The organism is Marinobacter sp. L-46 (genome assembly GCF_056859535.1).
Genome location: NZ_JBSXOP010000074.1, coordinates 21,527 through 43,342, shown reverse-complemented (window position 1 = coordinate 43,342; position 21,816 = coordinate 21,527). Strand labels below are relative to the sequence as shown.

The following is a 21,816-nucleotide window of genomic DNA, read 5'->3' as shown; positions in this document are numbered from 1 at the left end:
AGTTACTGTGACCCCGGGTTTGTGACCCTGCAGCCAATGGTGAGTGCAAAATATGTGGGACAATGCCTGAAATACTCAACAACAAAGGGAAACATCCATGTTTCGAGCCCTCAAGCATCAGGTTAACGTGCTGGAGTCTGTGGCCACATCTTCGTTTTCGGCCTGGCGCGGGTGTCTTGTGGTCAAGGCCGTGCCGCAACCGGAAAAGCCGCTGATTCTCTTTGATATTGAAGCCTGCCCGTTCTGCCGCAAGGTGAGGGAAGCGTTGACTGCCCTGCACCTGGATGCAGAGATTCGCCCGTGCCCGAAAGGCGGCCGGATTTTCCGGGCGGAAGCCGAGGCCGTTGGCGGCAAAAAGCAGTTTCCGTTGCTGGTGGACCAGAACACCGGTGAAACCCTGTATGAGTCAGACGCGATCGTGGAGTACCTGTTCCGCCAGTACGCCAATCGTCCTGTGCCGGGATATTACAAAGGTAAATCCTGGCAAACGGCCCTGGGTGCGGCCGGCTCCGCCGCCAGTGAGTTGAGGGGCATGCGCGCGCGGCCAGCCAAGCGCCCGACCCGGGCGCTGCATTTGTGGAGTTTCGAGGGCAGCCCGTTCTCCCGTTTGGTTCGCGAGCGCCTGTGCGAATTCGAAATTCCCTACACGCTGCATAACCTGGGCAAAGAGCATTGGACCGAAATCGGCCCGGCCGTTCAGCGCATCAAGCCCGGCCCCTATGAGCCCGAGGCTGGCGGCAAGCGTGATGCGTTCTTTCAGGCGCACGGTCGGGTACAGGTGCCGTACCTGGAAGACCCCAACACCGGCCAGAAGCTGTTTGAATCTGCCCGTATCCTGGCCTACCTGGAAAAAGAATACGCCATGTGAGGTGCAGGCTGCCCCGGGTATGGCAATCGTGCCCGGAGCAGGTATCATCGGCGCCGGTAACCTGACAGATGATTCCGGGAGAGTGCGATGTATACGGGCCAGTGTTTGTGTGGCGAGATCAAGTTTGAATACGATGGCCCGCTTGGCCCCATCGCGTTGTGCCATTGCAGCCAGTGTCGCCGTGCCCACGGCAGTGCCTTTTCGGCCAGTGCGCCGGTTCAGAAAGTGCGTTTTCACTTTACCCGGGGCGAGGACAAGGTGACCGAATTCGAGTCTCGTCCAGGCAAGTACCGGGCCTTCTGCAGCTGCTGTGGCAGCCAGTTATACAGCCGGGTAGACGCCATTCCCGGTATTCTGCGTTTGCGCATCGGCGTGCTCGACGAACCGGTCGGCAAGAAAGCGGCCCAGCATGTCTACGTGGGTTCGAAGTCTGACTGGTTCGATATTACCGATGACCTTCCGCAGTTCGAGAAAACCGAAAGAACCAACGACCCGCACTGACCGCCTACTTCGCCGGAACCATTCGGTAGACCTTGCCCCTTGGTGAATCTGTCAGTAACCAGAGGGCACCGTCTGGCCCCATGCGCACATCCCGGATGCGCTCACCCAGCTCGGTCAGTAAATCTTCCTCTTCGGTAACCTTCTCGCCATCAAGACTCAGGCGCACCAGTTTGCGCATTTTCAGCGCACCAACAAACACATCACCTTGCCACTGGGGAAACAGCTCTCCGGTATAGAACGCCATGCCCGATGGCGCGATGGAAGGATCCCAGTAGTGCAGGGGATCGGTCACGCCCTCCATGGTGGTTCTGCTGGAAATCGGAACGCCGGAGTAATCGATGCCGTAGGTCACCTTCGGCCAGCCGTAATCGTTGCCAGCCCTGATGATGTTGATTTCATCGCCACCCCGGGGGCCGTGTTCGTGGCTCCAGACCTCACCGGTGTCCGGGTGCAGGGTCATGCCCTGAATGTTGCGGTTGCCGTAAGTGAAGAAGGTGTCGTTGATGTCCGAATTGCTGAGGAAGGGATTGTCAGGCGCCGGCTCTCCGGTAATCGTAATCCGGTGCACGCCGCCTGCATCATCCAGAGTGTCCTGGGCCCGCTCCATTTCGCCGCGGTCACCAACAGAAATGTATAGATAGCCACCCTGGCCAAACACCATGCGCCCGGCAAAGTGCCTGGTGGTGTTGCCTCGCGGCGAGGCTTCGAAAATGACCTCCGCATCACTCAACGCCTTGCCGTCAAACCTGGCCCGGGCTACCCGGGTGGTCATGCCCTCACGATTTTTGTGGGCATAGCTGAGAAACAGCATCTGGTTATCTTCAAACTCCGGATGCAGCAATACATCCAGCAGGCCGCCCTGGCCGGCAACTACCAACTCGGGCACACCAGTAACCGGCTCCTTGTGCAGCTCCCCGTCGCGAATCACCCGAAGCCGGCCGGCCCTTTCGGTGACCAGTTGCGAGCCGTCTGGCAGGAAGGCGAGGCTCCAGGGGTGTTCGAGGTTGTCTGCAACCACCGCCAGTCGAAAGCGAAGGTCATCGGCCTCATAAATATCAGCAGCTCCGGCTGCCGCCGTGTGGGCCAGAAAAGGAGCAAACAGCAACAAAGGGATGCGGCCGTTCATGGTGAAAGACTCCTGAGAGGATCAACTTAGTCAACCATAGCACCGATTTACGACTCCCGCGGCCCGCGCAGTATTTTCCACTATTCTGGCCAAAACTGTCGTCATCAACCGCTACACTGAATCGTTCAGAATAAACGCGAAGGAGGTGTGCAATGCCAAGTCGTTATCAGGATTTTCATTTGCAGCCGCTGGCGGGCGAATGGCGGGAAGGCAACAGTGACAAGCTTCGCCCGGTGTTAAACCCCTATTCCGGAGAGGAATTGGTGAGCATTCGCCTGGCGAATTCTGAAGACCTGGATAAGGCATACCGTATGGCCCAGGCTACCCAGCAAGAGTGGGCCAACCGGGCACCTTCCGAGCGATCCGGGGTCTTGTTTCGGGCCGTATCGATCTTTGACGAGCGTAAAGAAGAAATCATCGACTGGCTGATCCGCGAATCCGGCAGCACCCGCCTGAAGGCGATGGTGGAGTGGGGAAGCGCCCGGGCAATCACCCAGGAAGCAGCCAGCATGCCGGCAAGGGCTCACGGCTACACCATGGCCAGTGATATTCCGGGCAAAGAAAACCTGGTCTACCGGCGGCCATTAGGGGTGGTTGGAGTGATCAGCCCCTGGAACTTTCCCCTGCACCTGTCCCAGCGTTCCGTAGCACCGGCGCTGGCGCTTGGTAACGCGGTAGTCATCAAGCCCGCCAGCGACACGCCGGTTACCGGCGGCCTTTTACTGGCCCGTATTCTCGAAGAAGCGGGGCTGCCCGCGGGTGTGCTGAGCGTTGTGGTGGGTGCCGGTTCGGATATTGGTGACGACTTTGTGGCCCACCCGACCCCGGCGCTGATTTCGTTTACCGGATCCACTCCGGTGGGCAAAAACATCGGCCGAATTGCCACCGGTGGCGACTACATCAAGAAGGTCGCCCTGGAGCTGGGTGGTAACAGCCCCTTCGTGGTGCTGGATGATGCCGATATAGAACAGGCCGCGAAGGCTGCTGTGTTCGGTAAATTCCTGCATCAGGGCCAGATCTGTATGGCCATCAATCGGATTATTGTCGACCAGAGCCGCTACGATGAATTCGCGGCCGCTTTCGTCGCCCAGGTCAAAACGCTGAGGGTGGGCGACCCTTCCGACATCGAAACGGCTATCGGCCCGATCATCAATCAATCCCAGCTTGAAGGCCTGCAGAAAAAGATTGCAGACGCCAAGGCACAAGGCGCCACCGTCTTGCTTGAAGGCGAGGTGAGTGGGCAGGTGCTTCCTCCCCATGTGTTCGGTGATGTGACGCCGGATATGAAGTTGAGTGCTGAAGAGATCTTCGGACCGATTGCCGGTATCCAGAAAGCCCGGGACGAGCAGCATGCCCTGGAGCTTGCCAATGGCACAGAGTTTGGTTTGTCCAGTGCGGTGTTCAGCGGCGACCCTGAGCGCGGCTTGAGCTTTGCCAGAAAGGTGCGGGCGGGGATGACCCATGTGAACGATATGCCGGTGAACGACGAGGCCGCCTTGCCGTTTGGTGGCGAGAAAAATTCCGGACTGGGCCGCTTTAACGGTGACTGGGCCATCGAGGAATTCTCAACGGTGCAGTGGGTCAGTGTGCAACGCACACCCAGACAATACCCGTTCTGAACCGGCGCATTTTCTGAATTGAGCGAGCCCCGGCCCAGTCCGTCGGGGCGTTACTGTGTACAAGGAGACTTCCATGGAAATCAAAGCTGCAGTAACCCACAGACAGGGTGAGGCATTCAAACTGGAGCCGGTGCAACTGGCTGATCCGGCGCTGGGCGAGATCCGGGTCCGAATTGTGGCGACTGGCGTGTGCCATACCGATGCCGTGGCACGGGATCTGGGTATTGCCCCTTTTCCAATCGTTCTGGGCCACGAAGGCGCCGGTGTGGTGGATGCCGTGGGCGAGGGCGTGACCGACCTGAAGCCGGGCGATCACGTGGTGCTGTCGTTTGCCCATTGTGGTGGCTGTGGCAACTGCCTGACCGGCCACCCGACCGTGTGTGACACATTTAACGATCTTAACTTTGGCGGCGCCATGGACGATGGCAGCCACCGCTTGAGTCAGGGTGATCAGGAGCTGGCGACGTTCTTCGGTCAGTCATCCTTCGGCACCTATGCGGTGGTCAGTGCCCGTAACGCCGTGAAAGTGGACCCCGAGGTGGATCTGGCCCTGCTGGGGCCGCTGGGCTGCGGTATTCAGACCGGAGCCGGAACCGTGCTTAACCGCCTGAAGCCGGATTTTGGCTCAAGCATTGTGGTTTATGGGTGTGGTGCGGTCGGCCTGAGTGCGGTCATGGCTGCCCGTATTGCCGGTTGCCAGCACATTGTTGCCGTGGATGTTCACGACAGTCGCCTTGAGCTGGCCCGGGAACTGGGTGCCACCCACGCGTTCAATGGCAAGACCACGGATGTTGTTGAAGAGGTAAGAAAACTGACCGGCGGGGGCAGCCACTTTGCTGTGGAAACCACGGGTGTGCCGCAAGTGGTGAAGCAGTCTCTCAATGCCCTGAGGCCTCTGGGCACCTGCGCTATTGTTGGCGTGACTCCGGAAGTTACCCTGGATGTTCACAACGATCTTATGGCTGAGGGCAAGAGCATGATCGGCGTGATTGAGGGCGATTCCGTGCCGCGGGTATTCATTCCGCAGCTGATTGCCTACTTCAAGGCGGGGCAATTCCCGTTCGATAAACTGGTTCGGTATTACGAGTTTGACCAGATCGACCAGGCCTTTGAAGATTCTGCCAGCGGCAAAACCATCAAGCCGATCCTGAAAATCGGTTGATCCCTTCCCGCCAGAGGCTCCGGGCCTCTGGCGATTCTCCCGACTTTACTTCCCGCGCGTGTTTTTCTGCAGCCATCGGTCCAGCTGGTCGGCAAATTCCTTGCGATCGGCCTGACCAAACGGGGCCGGGCCACCGGTCACCTGGCCGGCACTGCGCATCTCTTCCATGAAGTTACGCATGGCCAATCGCTGGCGGATGTTTTCCTTGGTGAATGCCTGGCCGCGGGGGTTGAACACGTCGGCGCCTTTTTCGATGGCTTCTGCGGCCAGGGGAATGTCCTGGGTGATCACCAGGTCGCCTTTGCTCATCTGGTCCATGATTTCGTTATCGGCGACATCGAAGCCCTGGGGTACCTGCCGGCGGCTGATGTAGGGGCTTGGCGGCAGGGTGATGGCGTGGTTGGCGATAAAGGTGGTCTGGATTTGCCAGCGGGTAGCGGCGCGGCAGATGATTTCCTTGATCGGCACGGGGCAGGCGTCGGCGTCGACCCAGATAGGCATTTCACTTTTCCTTCGGTAACTTGTTTGTGGCCAGTTTAACCGCTCGGTGCGGGTGCGGGTTAGTTTTGGCCCGGTGATTCCTGGTAGTGGTATAATTCAATGCTCATTCAATTAACAGGAAATGATAATGTCTCAACTTCCCCCATGCCCCCAGTGCAATTCTGAATACACCTATGAAGACGGCGTTCAGCTGGTTTGCCCCGAATGTGGCCATGAGTGGACCGAAGCTGAACAGGCGGAGGCCGCAGCTGGCAAGGTGGTTCGCGATTCCAACGGCAACGAGCTTCAGGACGGTGATACGGTAACAGTGATCAAGGACCTGAAGGTGAAGGGTTCCAGCCTGGTGGTGAAAGTCGGCACCAAGGTGAAGAATATCCGGCTGGTAGATGGCGACCATGATATCGACTGCAAAGTGGATGGCGTGGGTGCTATGAAGCTTAAGTCAGAGTTTGTCAAAAAGGCCTGACCGCTTTGATGGCCATTGCCGCAACCACCCTGGCTTTGGGGGTTACCTGTTGGCTGTTGCGGCAAGGCCAGCAATATGAACGGTGGGATGATTGAGTCTCAGGCCTGGCTGACGGCCCGCACTTGTTGATCAAGCTCTTTGGCCAGGCCGGGGTCGAGGTTCAGGGCCGCGGCCAGTTGGTCCAGCCACGCTCGTTCCATGGCGTTCTGATCATCAATCATAACGGCGCTGACCACATAGATTTCCCGGCTTGCCTGGGGGGAATCTGCGTTTTTGGCAAGCGCCTGGGCGTCCAGCGGGGCATCAAACTGTTGTTGAATCCAGTTGTGTAATTCGTCGTCTGGTCCCAGTTTTTCGATTTCCTGAGTGAGCAGTGCGCGTTCGTTGGCGTCTACGTGGCCGTCAGCCCGGGCCGCCATGATCATGGCCTGCAGTATCTCAAGACCACGCTTTTCCTGCTCGGCACCCTGCAGTTGTTCCAGTGGCCGGCCCTGTTGGGCTGGCGCTTGCTGAGGGACGCCCTGTGCGTTGCTCTGGTAATTCTGGTAGGCCTTCCACGCCAGCGCGCCTACACCTGCAAGAGCGCCATATTTCAGCGCCGTGCCGCCCATCTTTCGGCCGCGCTTGGAACCCAGCATCAAGCCCAGAGCACCGCCGCCCAGCAGGCTCTTGACGTCAATCCCGCTGCCGCTATTCCCGCCAGAGACCTGGTTGCCAAGGCTGCCCATCAGGCTGTTTATATCCATTCCACCGTTGCTTCGGGATTGGCCACCTTGAGCCTGCCCCATGATCTGATTCAGTACCGACATGACGTTCATTGTTCAGCTCCTTCGAGGGGCGTTGCCCGTGTTTGCTCATTGAGTTTAGCCACAACAAACCATAACCAACATGAATCCGGGATGAACGTATTGTCAGGCGCCTGCCCGTAAAGTTCCTTTGATCATTTCCGAACCATCGTCTAAATATTAAACAGGGTGTCCGTTAGCACCCGGAGAAATCCCGCAGCGCGTAACCCGCGCCAACAACAAGACGAACCACCCCACCGCTGCCGTTGCCCGCCACAAGCAGGCTTTAGTGCAGCCAGGCTTTTATCGCGAAGCCGGGGGACAGGAGGATGGGATGAAAGAAGTCCATGAGTTTCATGTGGATAGCACCCGCTATCTGGATGATCACGGCAAGCCCCTGAGTGAGCTGCCGCCCCAGGCCGGGAACACCGACAGGGTTCTGGCCGCCTACCGCAACATGGTGCTGACCCGCACCTTCGATTCCAAAGCCATTGCCCTGCAACGTACCGGAAAATGCGGTACCTATCCCTCTGTGCTGGGGCACGAAGTGGTGGGCACGGCCATTGGCCAGGGCATGGCGAAGTCCGATGTGTTTGTGCCGTACTACCGGGACCAGGCTGCCCATATTCTGAGGGGCGTCAGCCTCAGGGAGTTGCTGCTGTATTGGGGCGGCGACGAGCGCGGCAGCGCCTGGCAGAATTGCCCGGAAGACCTGCCAATCTCTGTACCCATTGCCACCCAGTGCTGCCATGCCGTAGGTGTGGCCTCGGCCATGAAAATTCGCGACCAGCAGCGGGCGGTGGTGTGCTGCATTGGCGATGGCGGTACCTCCAAGGGCGACTTTCTGGAGAGTATCAACCTGGCCGGTGCCTGGCACCTGCCGGTGGTGTTTGTGGTGATCAATAACCAGTGGGCCATTTCCACCCCCCGCAGCCTGCAAAGTGGCGCCGAGACCATCGCCCAGAAAGCCATCAGTGCAGGATTGCCGGGCCACATTGTGGATGGCAACGACTACTTCGCGACGATTGAAGCACTGGACGCTGCTCTGGAGCGGGCCCATGGCGGCAAGGGCGCAACCGTGATTGAAGCGGTGACCTACCGGCTGGGCGACCACACCACCGCAGATGATGCCACCCGCTATCGCACTGCCGAAGATCTTAAACGCGCCTGGGAAAAGGATGGCATCAAACGCCTGCAGAACTGGCTTCACGATGCCGGTTTGTGGAGCCCGGACAAGGAGAAGGCCCTGCAGGCGGACTGCAAGCAAACCGTAGAAAAAGCCGTGGAGGAATATCTGGCCACCGAGGCCGAGCCACCCACCGCTATGCTGGATTATCTGTTTGAAACCCTCCCCGCGGCGCTGCACCCCCAGCGTGAGCAGATTGCCAACAAATACCGGGGAGGTGCAGCATGAATGCGGCAAAGCGTTCGAATGAAACCCGTGACGTGACCCTGGTGGAAGCGGTCAACATGGCCCTGCACCGGGCCATGGCGGACGACGGAAACGTGGTGGTGCTGGGCGAAGATATCGCCACCAATGGCGGCGTGTTCCGTGCCACGGTGGGTCTGAAAGAAGCCTTCGGATTCAAGCGGGTGATGGACACACCGCTGGCGGAAAACCTGATTGCGGGCACCACCATCGGCATGGCCACCCAGGGCCTGAAGCCGGTGGCAGAGTTCCAGTTCATGGGATTTATCTATGCCGGTATGGAGCAGATTGTCAGCCACGCTGCGCGCATGCGTAACCGCACCCGGGGCCGGCTGCATTGCCCGCTGGTGTTCCGGGCGCCGTTCGGCGGTGGTATCCATGCGCCGGAACATCACTCTGAAAGCACCGAAGCCCTGTTTGCCCATATCCCTGGCCTGCGAGTGGTCATCCCCAGTTCGCCACAACGGGCCTATGGCCTGCTGCTGGCGGCCATCCGCAACCCGGACCCGGTGATCTTTCTGGAGCCCAAACGTATCTACCGGGCGGTGACCCAAAGCGTCGAAGACAACGGCGAGGCGCTGCCGCTGGATACCTGCTTTACCCTGCGAGAAGGCGATGACGTGACCCTGATCACCTGGGGTGCCTGCGTGATGGAAACCCTGCAAGCGGCCGATAAACTGGCAGAGCAGGGCGTGAGTTGCGAGGTGATCGATGCAGCCACCGTCAGCCCGCTGGACCGGGAAACCCTGCTGTGCTCGGTCGCCAAAACCGGCCGGGCGGTGATCATCCATGAAGCCTGCCGAAATGGCGGAGTGGGTGCGGAGGTAGCCGCTTCCATTGCCGAAGCGGCTTTTCTGGACCTGCAGGCTCCGGTGGTGCGGGTAACCGGCTACGACACCGTGATGCCTTACTACCGGAACGAGCAGTATTACCTGCCTCAGGTGGAAGACATCGTAAACGCCGTCGAACAGGTGATCGCGCTCTAGGAGGATAACCATGAAAAACTTCAAACTCCCAGACCTGGGCGAAGGCCTCCCCGAAGCCGAAATCGTCGAATGGCACATCAAGGTGGGTGACACGGTGGGTGTGGACCAGGTACTGGTCAGCGTCGAAACCGCCAAAGCCATCGTTGAAGTGCCGTCGCCCCAGGCCGGTACCATTGCCAAACTTTATGGCGAGCCCGGGGACATCATTCACACCGGCGAACCCCTGCTGGCCTTTGAAGGGGCGGGTGACGACACCGGTACGGTGGTGGGTGAGCTGAAATCCTCCGGCAAAGGGGATGGGCAGGGCGCGCAGAAAGACCAGTTCATTGTCGGCGCAGCTGCCTCCAGCAAACGGGCCCGTGCCAACCGGGCCACTCCTGGTGTGCGGGCGCTGGCGGAGCGGCTGGGTGTCAGCCTGGAAACCATCAAAGGCAGCGGGCCCGGCGGCCTGATCACCACAGACGACGTACACAAACAGGCCAGCCACCAGAAACAGTTGGGCGATGCTGAACCCTTGCGTGGCACCCGCCGCACCATGGCGAAGAACATGGCGTTGTCTCACGCCCAGGTAGTGCCAGTCTCTATTTTTGAGGATGTGGATATCGGCGACTGGAAAAAGGGCACCGATACCACCATGCGCCTGGTCCAGGCCATCGGGAAAGCCTGCGATGCGGTGCCGGAGCTAAACTGCTGGTTTGATGGCGACAACCTGAGCCGCCAGTTACTGAGCGAGGTGCACGTAGGCATTGCCGTGGATACGCCCGAGGGCTTGTTTGTGCCGGTGCTGAGAGACATAACACACCGTAACCTGAAAGACCTGCGCAAAGGGCTGGAGAACCTGCGGGAAGCGGTGGCCACCCGCAAGATTCCACCAAAGGAGATGCAGGGTGCCACCATCACCCTGTCCAATTTCGGCACCATGACCGGCCAGTACGCCAACCCCATCGTCAGCCCGCCCCAGGTGGCTATCGTGGGCGCCGGGCGTATTCGGGAGAAGGTGGTGCCATATGATGGTGCTGCGACCATTCGTCGCATTCTGCCCCTGTCCCTGACCTTCGACCACCGGGCTGCCACTGGCGGCGAAGCCTCGCGGTTTCTGGGCGCGCTGGTCGATGCGTTGCAGAAAACAGGCTGAACGGGCGGGCCGGTGGTCGCCGGCCTGCTGTTCCGGGTACTTGCCAACCGGCGCGTTGGCGATAACACTAAGGGCCTTCAAATGCCTGAAACCATCACCGTGCGAGACACCATGAACCGATTCAATAAACTGACCTCCGCGCTGCTGTTGGCCTGTACCACCCTGGCAACACCGTTACTGGCGGCTGATCATGGTAACCATGCTGGGCATAGCAAGGTCCAGATCGACAACCCCTGGAGCCGGCCAACCCCGCCCGGCACGCCCATGGGCGTGGGCTACCTGGCCATCACTAATAATGGTGAGCAGGACATCACCCTGGTGGCGGCACAAAGCCCGAGAGCCGGCCATGTCTCCATCCACGAAACCTCCGTGCACGAAGGCGTAATGCGTATGCAGCCGGTGAAGGGTGGGTTGGCCATTCCGGCTGGCGAAACCGTGCAGCTGAAACCCCGCAGTTATCACCTGATGCTGGAGCAGTTACCCCAGCCCCTGGTTGAAGGCGAGAAAATTCCGGTGCAGCTGGACTTCGACGGTGCGGACGACATGGATATTGAGCTGGTGGTCCAGCCGCTGGATGGCATGCCTATGGACCACTCGAAGATGGAACATTCCAAAATGAAACACTGAGGCGGTCTGAGGGTGTTCTGATCCGGAAGCGCTTAACGCTTCACGCAGGCAAAGATCGCGTTTCCGGATTCTCCATCCCAGGGCACAATGCGTTCGTAGTCGTGTTCGAAGATGTGTACCTCGAACCACGGCTTCAACAGCGCTTCGAACTCGCCGAAGCTGAGTGCCACCATCGGGTGCTCATCCTGCCAGGACTCGCAAACACCGTTGGTATTGCGGTCAATACTCAGCCGCAGTGATTGCCGCTCACCAGGGCCGGCGTAGTGCCAGCCGGAACGGAAGCTGAACTCGCTGCCATCATGCTGCGCTGTGTGGCTGACATACAGGTTGTTATTGATGCGGGTTTTGTCCACCGCATTGAAACAGAACAGCCCGTTCTCCGATAACGCCTGGTGGGCACTGCGGATGCAGCCTTTGAGTTTCTCGATGCCATCGCTTACCGAACAACTGATGCAGGCGTCGGATACCCCGGCTTTGCGCCCGGTAGTCGATATCTGCACACATCAGGTCATAGTACCCGGACAAGTCCGTGTATAAGGCGTTGGTAGACAATGGCAAGCCTCTGCAGGATTAACTGGATCACCTCTGGCGATCAGCAGCTGCAGCGCAGGCAAGGCGCTGCGGGCGGGCGTTTCGAGGGCGGGGTATGGTACCGAATTTGCCCGTTAGCCGGTAGCACTTCCAGAAGCGGTTTCCGACTTATATTGACGGGTGGCATAAAGTCATTGTGGTCACTCTCCTTCGCTATTACGGCACCGCCTTGCACCTCGGGGCGTTGCGGCGGTTCTGAATTGAATGCAGAATGCCGTAACGGTTTAATCTGCTATTCAACAGCCCCGAGAGCGGAGTTCAGCTATGTCGCCAAAGGATATTGTGGCGCAGTTTATTTCAGACATTCACGCCCAGCGTTTTGACGAGGCCAAGACCTTGCTGGCGGAGGATGGCTTCGAGTATGTGGGGCCCAACATGCGCTTCCTCAGCCGGGACGACATGCTCGCTTACCAGTTCGGCATGGCCGCTATCCAGAAAGACCTTGTGCTGCGGCAGCTAAGCGCAGACGGCGAGCACGTGTTTGCGATCCTGGACTACCGGACGCATTTTGAACCCATCGGAGATGTGCGGCTTGCGGTGTGGTTTCGAGTTCGTGATGACAAAATCCATACCATGGAAACTTTCTATAACGCCGCAGTTGTAGAGAATATGTTGGGGGGTAACCTGCCAACGGCAGGCTGAACAAGGCAGGGTTCCCCTGTTCAGCCTTAGCAGACTGCCTTCAGGCACACTCCCTGAAGGCAGGTTCTGATTACTGCCTTGCGCGCTTGCGGGCAGCGCCCAGGCCAAGCAGGCCCAGACCCAGAAGTGCCATGGTGCCGGGCTCCGGCACGGGCAACTCGGTGACGTTGAGGCTGGCCATCAGGTTGATGGATGTGTCAGCGTTTTCCGCGGTGAAGAAGGTTTCCACTTCGCCGGCAAAGCCAATCAGATCCAGGCTGTAAAGGTTGTTGCCCAGCTGGAACTCTGAACTGGTCAGGTATTGATCCAGAATCCAAACCTGATCATCTACATCGCCAGTGTACTCGATTATATCTCTCCACTGTCCGAAGACGCAGCTGCCGAAAAAAATAAACCCGCTGCACCATTGCCCTGTAACTTCCGGCGCTGTGTTCGGCGTTTCGTTGTGGGCAAAGACAAAAGTGCCCGATGAGCCGCCGTTATCACCAAAGCCATCAAAGCCAAGATTGACGGCGAGATCCACCCCGGTGATGCCATTACCGGTGATGGGCCGGTTAATGTGCGTCAGGCTGCCCAGCACAAATGCGTCGCTGTCCAGGATAGTCTGAGGGAGCGGAGACGTTCCATCGAAGTTATAGCCACTCTGGCCGTAACCAGAGCTGTACCCCCAGCGAATCTGGCTGGTGCCTTCGCCGTTGACGTTGGAGTTGGAACCGCCAACGGCATTTTCAAAGCTTCCGGATACAGAGGTCAGGTTAACTGGAAAGGCAAACGCAGCGCTGGCGGTCAGTGCGGTTGCAGTTGCGACTAAGGCTTTTGCTAGCATTTTCATTATTCGTTCCTTCGTTTTGAGTGAGTCCGTTCTCGTTTAGCAAGTTAAGTGCCATTTCTTTAGGTTATTGATTTGTGGCTGTTTTTATGAGGCCCTGAAAATATGTGTCAATTAACCTGACATTTGCGTTGTTCTTAGGCTGTTCCAGCGCTGCTTATCGCTGCTGGGAGCGGTAATGTGTCCACATTATTTACAGTCTTTCGGTCGCGCCTGGACTGTAGCGATCTCTCGTTGCCATACGGTAATGCTCCCGGCATGAAGAAACCGGCAAGCCGTGCTATCAATTGAGAGGGATTATTATTTTCTCCTGAAGGAATGGGCATGGCTTACTGGTTGGTGGACAGCCCGGGTTCTGGCGATGGCCGTCGCGACGGCGATTTCTGGCTGAGGCACTTGCGCGAACAGGGCATTAATGAGGTAACCGTTTGCAAGCTGGATGACGCCGAGCATTGGATTCGCCTTGTATCGGGTGATGATTGCCTGATGGCGGCGGGTGGAGACGGTACGGTAAACGGCGTGGCGTCACTTTGTCTTCGTACCGGGGCAACCCTGGCGGTTCTGCCATCGGGCACCGCTAATGACTTCGCCCGAAACCTGGGCCTTCCTGAGGATCCTTCAGAGGTTGTTCGGCTGGTGGCAGAGGGTGGCTCGCAACGGATCGATGTGGCGGAGTTTTCAGATCGCATTTATTTGAATGTGGCTCACATCGGGCTTGGAACCTTGCCCTCCCGAAAAGCCAGTTCCCCAACCAAGCAAGCTTTGGGCAAGTTCAGCTACCTGGCCACCCTGTTTCAGCAGGTGGGTGCCAAGCGGGGCTTCCGGGCCAGGATTCAGACGGATCGCTCATCGCTCGAAGGCCGCTGGCTCTCCATTGCGGTTGCCACGGGAGCCTACTTTGGCGGCGGCCAGGAAATACCGGAAGCCTCGGCTGACGATGGACTGCTGGATATCATTGCCATACGCCCCCGCCCGCTAGCCCAGTTGTTACTGACCTTCCTGACGGTTCGGCTGAACCGAAAAACGCCCCGGAGAACCAGCACAGTTATTCAGATCAAAGGCAAGTGGTGCCAGATAGACACCCAGCAGCCCAGAACCGTAACCGTAGACGGTGATGTAGCCGGCAAAACGCCCTTTCGGGCGACTTGCCGGCCGGGCGCTATCCGAGTGATTGGCAAGAGGGTAGTGCATACCGGCGAGCAGCCGGCAACGGGTTAGACTGAGATGCCGGCTTTACGGGCCCGGGCCGCGTGCAGCTTTTTGTAGCTCTCGATCATCTTCAGGTGCCGGTCGAGGCCGCGCAGGTCCATGCCGGTTTCTTCAAGGCCATAGAAACGCACGGCGCCGTTGATGGAACCTTCGACGGCATCCATCACCTCGTTGCCGAACATGCGGCGGAAGTTGTAGAGATAGTCTTCCAGCTCCAGTTCTTCGTTCAGTGTCGCTTCCAGGGCTGCGTTCATGGCCTGGTAGAACAGGCCGCGCTCAACGGTGTTATCGTTGAACTGCAGGAACATCTCCACCAGTTCCTGGGCTTCTTCCAGTTCACCCAGCGCCAGGTAGATCAGCAGTTTCAGTTCCAGAATGGTGAGCTGGCCCCACACGGTGTTTTCATCGAACTCGATACCGGTGAGAGTGACGATGGTCATGTACACGTCCAGCTCGGCCTCTTCCAGCCGCTCCACCAGGCTGGTTAGTTCGTCTTCATCCAGGCGGTGGAGATTGAGGATGTCTTCCCGGAATGCCAACGCCATGTTGGTGTTGTCCCACACCAGGTCTTCCACCGGGTACACCTCGGAATAGCCGGGTACCAAGATGCGGCACACCGGGGCGCCCAGATAATCGAAGCCGGCTACGTAGCACTCCTTGCCCATGTCCGCGAGCATCTGGAACAGGGTGGCCGCTTCTTCTTCGTTGGTGCCGGAGAAATCCCACTCGACAAAATCGTAGTCGGATTTGGCACTGAAGAAGCGCCAGGACACCACCCCGCTGGAGTCGATAAAGTGCTCAACGTAGTTGTTAGGCTCAGTCACCGCCATGGAGTTGAAGGTGGGGGCGGGCAGGTCGTTCAGGCCCTCGAAACTGCGGCCCTGCAGCAGTTCGGTCAGGCTGCGCTCCAGCGCTACGTGGAAGCTGGGGTGGGCGCCAAAGGAGGCAAACACGCCGCCGGTTTTTGGGTTCATCAGGGTCACGCACATCACCGGGAACTGGCCGCCCAGAGAGGCATCCTTCACCAGTACCGGGAAGCCCTGTTCTTCCAGGGCCTTGATGCCTTCGACAATCCCCGGGTACTTGGCCAGCACGCTGTCCGGCACATCCGGCAGGGCGATTTCGTTTTCGATGATTTCTTTTTTCACTGCCCGTTCGAAGATCTCGGACAGGCACTGCACCTGTGCTTCCTGCATCGTGTTGCCGGCGCTCATGCCGTTGCTCAGATACAGGTTTTCGATCAGGTTGGAGGGGAAATACACGGTTTCCCCATCGGAATGGCGCACGTAGGGAATGCTGCAGATACCGCGCTCCGGGGTGCCGGAGTTGGTGTCATACAGGTGGGTGCCCAGCAATTCGCCATCGGGGTTGTAGATGGCCAGGCAATGGTCGTCCAGGATACCTTCGGGCAGTTCTCCTTCCGGACCTGGCTGGAACCATTTCTCGTTCGGGTAATGCACGAACTCGCTGTTGGCGATGTCCTGGCCGAAGTACTGGTCGTTGTAGAAAAAGTTGCAGTTCAGGCGCTCAATGAATTCACCCAGGGCCGAGCACAACGCGGCTTCCTTGGTGGCACCCTTGCCGTTGGTGAAGCACATATGGGCGGCGGTATCGCGCACGTGTAGGGACCAAACATTGGGCACGATGTTGCGCCAGGAGGCAATCTCGATCTTCATACCGAGATCCGCCAGGATGCCACCCATGTTGGCAATGGTCTGTTCCAGCGGCAGGTCTTTGCCTTCGATGTAGGTGCTGGAGTCACCGCCCGGGGCGGCAGTCAGCAGGGCCTGGGCGTCTTCGTCCAGGTTTTCCACCACTTCAATCTGGAAATCCGGACCGGTTTGCACCACCTTTTTGACCGTGCAGCGGTCGATGGAGCGGAGGATGCCCTGGCGGTCCTTGTCGGAAATGTCTTCCGGCAGTTCCACCTGAATCTTGAAAATCTGCTTGTAGCGGTTTTCCGGGTCTACAATGTTGTTCTGCGACAGCCGGATGTTGTCTGTGGGGATATCCCGGGCATTGCAGTAAACCTTCACAAAGTAGGCTGCGCACATGGCCGATGAGGCCAGGAAGTAGTCAAACGGGCCGGGCGCCGAGCCATCGCCTTTGTAGCGGACGGGCTGATCTGAGATGACGGTAAAATCGTCAAACTTGGCCTCAAGCCTCAGGTTGTCGAGATAATTGACTTTGATTTCCATGGGCAGCTTACCGGATTCAGAAATATGAGCAGTTTACGCGGAATAGACGAGGTGATCCCCGATGCGCGGGATGGTCTCACAAAAACGGAACGGACGATACTTTACGTCCTGAGCGAGACCCAGAAGGAATTGGGCGGGCGTAATGTGCCTACCGTGATGCTCTATGGCCGGGTACTGGAATACGTGAATATTAGTGAGCAGGAGTTGCATCTTTACCTGGATCGCCTCGGTGTAAAAGGAGACGGCATGGGCGGCTGACTGTCATGGTTGGTGGGCGCGCATGTGCTCCGGGTCGATCCGGTAAAAACGACACAGGGCCTCATAGACGTCGGGTTGTTCATGCCTCAAATGGCGCGGCTGTTGGTAAAAGGCTTCGGTCAGCACTGCGAAAAACTCGGCTGGTTCGGTGGCGCCGTAGGGGTCGAGCCAGGGTTTGTGGTGGTGTTCCAGTCGGTGTTGCAGGTGGTCCCAGGCTTCGGTCATGGTTTTCTGCCAGCGTGCAGCGTCATCGCCACTCAGTGGTGGTGCGCCGTCTGCGGTGCCATCCAGGTAGTCCAACTGATGGGCGAATTCGTGAAGAATTACATTGTGCGGACCATGAGGATTGGCGATGGCTTGTTCACACTGGCTCCAGGCCAGAATCACCCGGCCATGGGACCAGGCCTCTCCGGCCCGGGTTTCGTCACTGGTGCTGACCACCAGGCCATCGCTGTCGGTGTCCTGTACCCGGTAGATGTCGGGGTAGACCAGAATGCTCTTTACATCGTCGTAGTTCGAGAAGGCTCGTTCCAGCAATAACAGGCAGGCATGACCCGCGATGGTCACCCGTACCCGGTCATCGATGTGAAAGCCTGCGCATTCATAGAATTCCTTTTCCGCGATAAACAGCTGAACCAGGTTCTCCAGCCGGGATTTGTGGCCGTTGGAGAGCTGGTTATAGATGGGTACGTTTTCCTTGAGGTGGCGCCGCCAGGGCGCAGGGAAGGGCTGTTGCAGTTCTCGCTGGCGTCGCCAGTTGCGGTAGAAGAACAGGTAAAAGACCGTTCCGGAAAGCAGAAGGATAGCGGCCAGGGAAAAGATCAGTGCGGGCGACATGGGTAGGCCTGTTCAACGGTCATGTTGCAGTCTGTGTAGTTGCAGGTCTTTTTCCAGCCGGTAAGTGTCAAAATCCCGAGCCAGGAAAAGGTGGCCCTTGTAATGCTGCAACGCCTCGGCGGCGAGCTGGTTGATATGAGGCGTGCCACCCGGGGCGGACTGGTAACGGGAGCTGAAGTGGGTGAGTACCAGGTTGGGGAGCTTTACGCTCTGGGCAAACCGGGCGACCTGCTGCGCCGAGCTGTGCTGGGGCCAGGGGCCGACCCGGTCGGCGACGTCCTGGGTGTAAGTCGCTTCGTGGATGAGTACATGAGTTCCCTCGCTGGCCTCTTTCAAAAGCTCCGGTGTGTCATTATCACCACCCACAATGATGCGCCGGGCGGTTCTGGGTATCTCTGTGTAGTCATCGCTCCTCAACAACCGGCCGTCATCCAGCAGAACGTCTTTGCCCTTCTGCAGGTCGCCCCAGGACGGACCCGCCTCTATGCCGTCCGCCGTCAGTTTCTCCTGCCTTAGCTGGCGTTCCAGATTTCGTTCAGTAAAGACATAAGCGCGACAGGCAACCCGGTGCGAAAGCGCCACGTTGGTAACCCCCACGTTGTCATCCTGCCAGTAAAAATCGTGCGCCTCGGAATTGATGAAGTTCAGCGGGTAGCTCAGGCTGGAGTCGCTGTTATCTATCGTCGCCTCGACGAACCGGCGCACCTGTGGCGGGGCGATGATGTCCAGCGGCTCGGTGCGGCCCAGCATGGAGGCGCTGGTGAGCAGGCCCGGCAGGCCGAAGATGTGGTCGCCGTGAATGTGGGTGATAAAGATGGCCCGCAGCTGCATCACCGAATAGCGGGTGCGCATCAGTTGGTGCTGGGTGCCTTCTCCGCAATCGACCAGGTACCAGGGTTTGGGACCGGACCGGCAAAGGGCCAGGCCAGTAACGTTCCGTGACCGGGTTGGTGTTCCGGCGGATGTGCCCAGGAAAGTAAATTCCATCGTGCCTCGATTCGCGGTAATGTGCCCCCTAATAATACGAAACCCTGCTCTGAGATGATACGGAACCCATCATGTCTGAACTCGCAAACTACGAAAGCTTTAACATCGAAGTAAAAGACCACATCGCCCACGTACAGTTCAGCCGTCCTGAAGCGCTGAACTCCATGAACAAGGCGTTCTGGCTGGAGTTGCCCCGCTGCGTGCAGGACATCGAAGCCAACACAGACGCCCGGGTGATTGTGATCTCCTCCACCGGCAAGCACTTTTCCGCCGGTATGGACCTTGGTGTGTTTTCTGATCCGAAATCCGTGCCCATGAGCGGTGATCCGGGCCGTATGGCCGAGAACCTTCGCCGCGTTGTCTTGCAGTTGCAAGATACCCTGAGCTCTCTGGAAAAAGTACGCCTGCCGGTGCTGGCGGCGGTTCACGGCGGCTGCATTGGTGGCGCGCTGGATCTGGTGTGTGCCGCCGACAGTCGTTACTGCACGGCGGATGCCTACTTCACCATCAAGGAAACTGAGCTGGGAATGACCGCCGATGTAGGCACCCTGCAGCGTTTGCCCAAGCTGATGCCCGAAGGCGTAGTGCGGGAACTGGCCTACACCGGCCGCAAATTCGGCGCCGAAGAGGCACAGCGACTTGGTTTCGTGAATACCGTTTACGAGAACCAGGAGGCGATGCTGGAAGGAGTGATGGCCATTGCTGCCCAGATTGCGGGCAACTCGCCGCTGGCGGTGACCGGCTGTAAGGAAATGATCAATTTCAGCCGTGATCACAGCGTGGAAGACAGCCTGAAGTACATGGCTACCTGGCAGGCCGGCATGTTCCGCCCCGGAGACATGATGAAGACTTTTCAGGCCAAGGCCCAGAAACAGGCTCCGAGCTACGATGCGCTGTTCCCTGTCAAGGATCTGTTCGACAACTGATCCATGCCTGAACGCGGAAGTCCCTCCATGCCTTCAGCCACCGCCCTGATGTTTCAGGGCGGCATTGGTCTGATAGGCCTGCTTGCGGTCTGGCTGTTTGACATCCCGCTGCTTCTTGATGGCCTGAATGCTGTTGAGGTGGTGTTGTTCGGCACAGTGGGGGCGGCTGGTACCTATCTGGTGCTGGTGTTGTTGTCCCGGGTGCCCTGGCTTTTCCCGGGTAATCTGAGCAGCCAGATGCAGGCGCTTTATAACTTCGCCGCCAGTTATCGCTGGCCGGTACTTCTGGCGCTGTCGGTATTGGCGGGAGTGGGGGAAGAGTTACTGTTTCGCGGGGCCATTCAGGGCTGGCTACTGCAGCATACCGGCCCCTGGACAGCGGTTATTGCTGCTTCCGTGTTGTTCGGCCTGGTGCACTATGTTTCGTTCACCTATTTCGTGATGGCCACAGGCCTTGGTGCAGTGTTGGGCGTTGCCTACCAGTTCAGCCAGAGCCTGGCGCTGGTCATGGTCTGGCATGCACTGTACGACATGGTCGCGCTCTATTGTCTGCTGCGTTATCCCCACTGGTTTGGTGTTCGCCGGCCCCTGCCCTGAACCAGAAGAGTTCCCACCTGTGAGGCGCGCGGGTATCCTTGCGCCAGTTTTTTCGGAGTAGTTGGAATGCTTGAGAGTTACCTGACCGGCCTGCTGGTGTGTGGCGGTATTATCGTGGCCATCGGTGCCCAGAACGTGTATGGACTCCTCCTCTATTGCAAGCACTTTGTTTGATCGCGACTAAGGTACGACTGCCTACGTGTATCCGGTCTCTTCAAAGATGCCGTTTCGTGGGCATCGGACCCTGATGGGCTATTCGCACGCCGGTTCCCAATCGCTTACACGAGCTCGCGGCTCCACGTTCATAAGGGGTTTCCCAGCGCCGGTTCGACCTGTTCGCCATCACTCAAAATGCCATGCAATCGTGGTGGATGTCTCCTGTGAAAACTCTGTTTAAGTCATTTTTATGTCACGTTCAGATAGCACCTTCACATGCTGCCCGCAGCCAGGCTGTCATCATAGTCCGTCTCGCTGTGCACCAATGCCCAGGCAATGCGGGCTGTTTTGTTGGCCAGCGCCACCGTCGCCACATTGATATGCTTGCGGGCGGCAAGGCTTTTGAGCCAATGACTGAGTCCGTCGTCTTTACTATCAACATGACGCAGCACGGCCCGTGCTCCGTGAACGAGCAGCTTGCGCAGGTAACTGTCGCCGCGCTTGCTGATCCCCAGTAAACGGTCCCGTCCCCCGGTGCTGTGCTGCTTGGGCGTCAACCCCAGGGAGGCGGCAAAGTCGCGCCCTTTGCGGAAGGCCTTCCCGTCGCCCAGAGCACCTGACAAGGCACTGGCTGTGAGCGGTCCTACGCCGCGTAATGTCATCAAACGCTTCGCCACAGGATCCTGCCGGACACTCTCAGTGATCCGATCGTCAAGCGCTTTGATGCGGTCATCCAGGTGCCGGAGATCCTCAGCCAGCCCATTCAGCAGAACCCGGAAGCTATCGGTAAGCCCGTTCTCGGCGTCTTCAAGCCACCCCGGTAAGGTGCGGCGAAGCTGCTGGATGCCCACCGGGGCAATAATGCCGTACTCGCCTATCAGTCCCCGTATCTGGTTGGCCTTGGCAGTTCGCTGCCCAACAAGCTCTTCCCGGATACGGTGAGCAGCCTGAATGTCCTGCTGGGCCACCGTCTTGGGGGCAACAAACCGCATGTTCGGACGACTCATGGCTTCGCAGATCGCTTCCGCATCTACCCGGTCATTTTTGTTACTTTTGACATAGGGTTTCACAAACTGGGCGGCAATCAACCTGACGTGATAGCCCCGCCTTTGCAGCTCACGCGCCCAGTAATGAGATGAGGCACAGGCCTCCATGCCAATCTCGGCGCCAGCTGGTACTTTGCGGCTGAGTGCATCAAGCCACTTGCTGCGAGAATACTTGCCTTGCCATTGAGTGTGGCCGTGGCGGTCTACGCCGTGCACGTGGAACACTGACTTGGCAATATCAACACCGACGCGGATAATATTCATGTGGACTTCTCCTCATCTTTTCGATGGTTGACTGTTCACTCACCATTTTGGCACGTAGATGCCGGTTAGGT

At 58.4% G+C, this 21,816-nt stretch carries 22 protein-coding genes and 2 pseudogenes; 15 read left to right on the top strand and 9 right to left on the bottom strand.

What is annotated here, in order from left to right; all coding sequences use genetic code 11:
- Positions 1 to 97: 97 nt before the first annotated feature.
- Positions 98 to 868 carry a glutathione S-transferase N-terminal domain-containing protein gene (locus AC13DJ_RS12280; RefSeq protein ID WP_482933767.1) on the top strand — a complete coding sequence of 257 codons (771 nt, stop codon included), beginning with the start codon at positions 98 to 100 and terminating at the stop codon, positions 866 to 868.
- Positions 869 to 955: 87 nt separating this feature from the next.
- Positions 956 to 1,369, top strand: a complete 414-nt coding sequence (locus AC13DJ_RS12275) for a GFA family protein (protein WP_022988618.1) — start codon at positions 956 to 958, stop codon at positions 1,367 to 1,369.
- Positions 1,370 to 1,373: 4 nt separating this feature from the next.
- Here AC13DJ_RS12275 and AC13DJ_RS12270 read toward each other — a convergent pair whose 3' ends face one another.
- Positions 1,374 to 2,495 carry a PQQ-dependent sugar dehydrogenase gene (locus AC13DJ_RS12270; protein WP_482933766.1) on the bottom strand — a complete coding sequence of 374 codons (1,122 nt, stop codon included), beginning with the start codon at positions 2,493 to 2,495 and terminating at the stop codon, positions 1,374 to 1,376.
- A 152-nt stretch (positions 2,496 to 2,647) separates the two neighbouring features.
- Here AC13DJ_RS12270 and AC13DJ_RS12265 point away from each other — a divergent pair, with 152 nt between their 5' ends.
- A complete protein-coding gene (locus AC13DJ_RS12265; RefSeq protein WP_476131269.1) occupies positions 2,648 to 4,114 on the top strand; it encodes an aldehyde dehydrogenase family protein in 1,467 nt (488 codons plus the stop codon).
- Positions 4,115 to 4,187: 73 nt separating this feature from the next.
- Entirely contained in the window at positions 4,188 to 5,276 is a 1,089-nt protein-coding gene (locus AC13DJ_RS12260; protein WP_094624710.1) for an NAD(P)-dependent alcohol dehydrogenase, read from the top strand.
- Positions 5,277 to 5,321: 45 nt separating this feature from the next.
- Here AC13DJ_RS12260 and AC13DJ_RS12255 read toward each other — a convergent pair whose 3' ends face one another.
- Positions 5,322 to 5,777 carry a YaiI/YqxD family protein gene (locus AC13DJ_RS12255; protein WP_094624711.1) on the bottom strand — a complete coding sequence of 152 codons (456 nt, stop codon included), beginning with the start codon at positions 5,775 to 5,777 and terminating at the stop codon, positions 5,322 to 5,324.
- A gap of 127 nt (positions 5,778 to 5,904) precedes the next feature.
- Between AC13DJ_RS12255 and AC13DJ_RS12250 the strand changes: the two genes are divergently transcribed.
- Entirely contained in the window at positions 5,905 to 6,243 is a 339-nt protein-coding gene (locus AC13DJ_RS12250; RefSeq protein ID WP_058340254.1) for a zinc ribbon domain-containing protein YjdM, read from the top strand.
- A gap of 98 nt (positions 6,244 to 6,341) precedes the next feature.
- Here AC13DJ_RS12250 and AC13DJ_RS12245 read toward each other — a convergent pair whose 3' ends face one another.
- Positions 6,342 to 7,061 carry a tellurite resistance TerB family protein gene (locus AC13DJ_RS12245; RefSeq protein ID WP_482933765.1) on the bottom strand — a complete coding sequence of 240 codons (720 nt, stop codon included), beginning with the start codon at positions 7,059 to 7,061 and terminating at the stop codon, positions 6,342 to 6,344.
- 301 nt (positions 7,062 to 7,362) lie between these two features.
- Here AC13DJ_RS12245 and pdhA point away from each other — a divergent pair, with 301 nt between their 5' ends.
- The 4 genes from pdhA to AC13DJ_RS12225 all read left to right on the top strand — a co-directional run bounded on the left by pdhA (position 7,363) and on the right by AC13DJ_RS12225 (position 11,205).
- Positions 7,363 to 8,442 carry a pyruvate dehydrogenase (acetyl-transferring) E1 component subunit alpha gene (pdhA, locus tag AC13DJ_RS12240; RefSeq protein WP_482933764.1) on the top strand — a complete coding sequence of 360 codons (1,080 nt, stop codon included), beginning with the start codon at positions 7,363 to 7,365 and terminating at the stop codon, positions 8,440 to 8,442.
- Complete coding sequence (locus AC13DJ_RS12235) at positions 8,439 to 9,443, top strand: alpha-ketoacid dehydrogenase subunit beta (protein WP_482933763.1); 1,005 nt, start codon at positions 8,439 to 8,441, stop codon at positions 9,441 to 9,443. Before pdhA ends, AC13DJ_RS12235 begins: the two co-directional genes overlap by 4 nt.
- A 10-nt stretch (positions 9,444 to 9,453) precedes the next feature.
- Positions 9,454 to 10,578: a dihydrolipoamide acetyltransferase family protein gene (locus AC13DJ_RS12230; protein WP_482933762.1), complete on the top strand. Its 1,125-nt coding sequence runs from the start codon at positions 9,454 to 9,456 to the stop codon at positions 10,576 to 10,578.
- 81 nt (positions 10,579 to 10,659) lie between these two features.
- Entirely contained in the window at positions 10,660 to 11,205 is a 546-nt protein-coding gene (locus AC13DJ_RS12225; protein WP_482933761.1) for a copper chaperone PCu(A)C, read from the top strand.
- A 32-nt stretch (positions 11,206 to 11,237) separates the two neighbouring features.
- Here AC13DJ_RS12225 and AC13DJ_RS12220 read toward each other — a convergent pair.
- A pseudogene (locus AC13DJ_RS12220) lies at positions 11,238 to 11,757 on the bottom strand (hypothetical protein).
- A gap of 303 nt (positions 11,758 to 12,060) precedes the next feature.
- Between AC13DJ_RS12220 and AC13DJ_RS12215 the strand changes: the two are divergent.
- Positions 12,061 to 12,438: a nuclear transport factor 2 family protein gene (locus AC13DJ_RS12215; RefSeq protein ID WP_094624717.1), complete on the top strand. Its 378-nt coding sequence runs from the start codon at positions 12,061 to 12,063 to the stop codon at positions 12,436 to 12,438.
- Between the two features lie 70 nt (positions 12,439 to 12,508).
- On the opposite strand, the gene AC13DJ_RS12210 is transcribed toward AC13DJ_RS12215, so the two are convergent.
- On the bottom strand, positions 12,509 to 13,270 hold the full coding sequence (locus AC13DJ_RS12210; RefSeq protein WP_482933760.1) for a THxN family PEP-CTERM protein: 762 nt from the start codon (positions 13,268 to 13,270) through the stop codon (positions 12,509 to 12,511).
- Positions 13,271 to 13,591: 321 nt separating this feature from the next.
- Here AC13DJ_RS12210 and AC13DJ_RS12205 point away from each other — a divergent pair, with 321 nt between their 5' ends.
- Positions 13,592 to 14,485: a diacylglycerol/lipid kinase family protein gene (locus tag AC13DJ_RS12205; protein WP_482933759.1), complete on the top strand. Its 894-nt coding sequence runs from the start codon at positions 13,592 to 13,594 to the stop codon at positions 14,483 to 14,485.
- On the opposite strand, the gene AC13DJ_RS12200 is transcribed toward AC13DJ_RS12205, so the two are convergent.
- Positions 14,482 to 16,674 (bottom strand): OsmC domain/YcaO domain-containing protein, encoded by a 2,193-nt coding sequence (locus tag AC13DJ_RS12200; protein ID WP_286816288.1) that lies wholly within the window; start codon positions 16,672 to 16,674, stop codon positions 14,482 to 14,484. The two genes, AC13DJ_RS12205 and AC13DJ_RS12200, sit on opposite strands and share 4 nt — an antisense overlap.
- A 24-nt stretch (positions 16,675 to 16,698) precedes the next feature.
- Here AC13DJ_RS12200 and AC13DJ_RS12195 point away from each other — a divergent pair, with 24 nt between their 5' ends.
- The gene (locus AC13DJ_RS12195) at positions 16,699 to 16,932 is read left to right on the top strand and encodes a hypothetical protein (RefSeq protein ID WP_286816289.1); all 234 of its coding nucleotides are present in this window, start codon (positions 16,699 to 16,701) and stop codon (positions 16,930 to 16,932) included.
- A gap of 3 nt (positions 16,933 to 16,935) precedes the next feature.
- Here AC13DJ_RS12195 and AC13DJ_RS12190 read toward each other — a convergent pair whose 3' ends face one another.
- A complete protein-coding gene (locus tag AC13DJ_RS12190) occupies positions 16,936 to 17,769 on the bottom strand; it encodes a M90 family metallopeptidase (RefSeq protein ID WP_482933758.1) in 834 nt (277 codons plus the stop codon).
- Between the two features lie 12 nt (positions 17,770 to 17,781).
- A complete protein-coding gene (locus AC13DJ_RS12185) occupies positions 17,782 to 18,756 on the bottom strand; it encodes a ribonuclease Z (protein ID WP_289101230.1) in 975 nt (324 codons plus the stop codon).
- Positions 18,757 to 18,827: 71 nt separating this feature from the next.
- On the opposite strand from AC13DJ_RS12185, the gene AC13DJ_RS12180 reads away from it, so the two are divergent.
- From AC13DJ_RS12180 to AC13DJ_RS12170, 3 genes and pseudogenes are all read left to right on the top strand, one after another.
- Complete coding sequence (locus AC13DJ_RS12180; protein ID WP_289101229.1) at positions 18,828 to 19,682, top strand: crotonase/enoyl-CoA hydratase family protein; 855 nt, start codon at positions 18,828 to 18,830, stop codon at positions 19,680 to 19,682.
- Positions 19,683 to 19,709: 27 nt separating this feature from the next.
- A complete protein-coding gene (locus AC13DJ_RS12175; RefSeq protein WP_476131944.1) occupies positions 19,710 to 20,279 on the top strand; it encodes a CPBP family glutamic-type intramembrane protease in 570 nt (189 codons plus the stop codon).
- A gap of 66 nt (positions 20,280 to 20,345) precedes the next feature.
- Positions 20,346 to 20,420: pseudogene (locus AC13DJ_RS12170) on the top strand (amino acid transporter); the annotation flags it as partial.
- A 287-nt stretch (positions 20,421 to 20,707) separates the two neighbouring features.
- On the opposite strand, the gene AC13DJ_RS12165 reads toward AC13DJ_RS12170, so the two are convergent.
- Positions 20,708 to 21,745, bottom strand: coding sequence for an IS110 family RNA-guided transposase (locus AC13DJ_RS12165; protein WP_288367987.1), 1,038 nt, complete (start codon positions 21,743 to 21,745; stop codon positions 20,708 to 20,710).
- Positions 21,746 to 21,816: the final 71 nt, after the last annotated feature.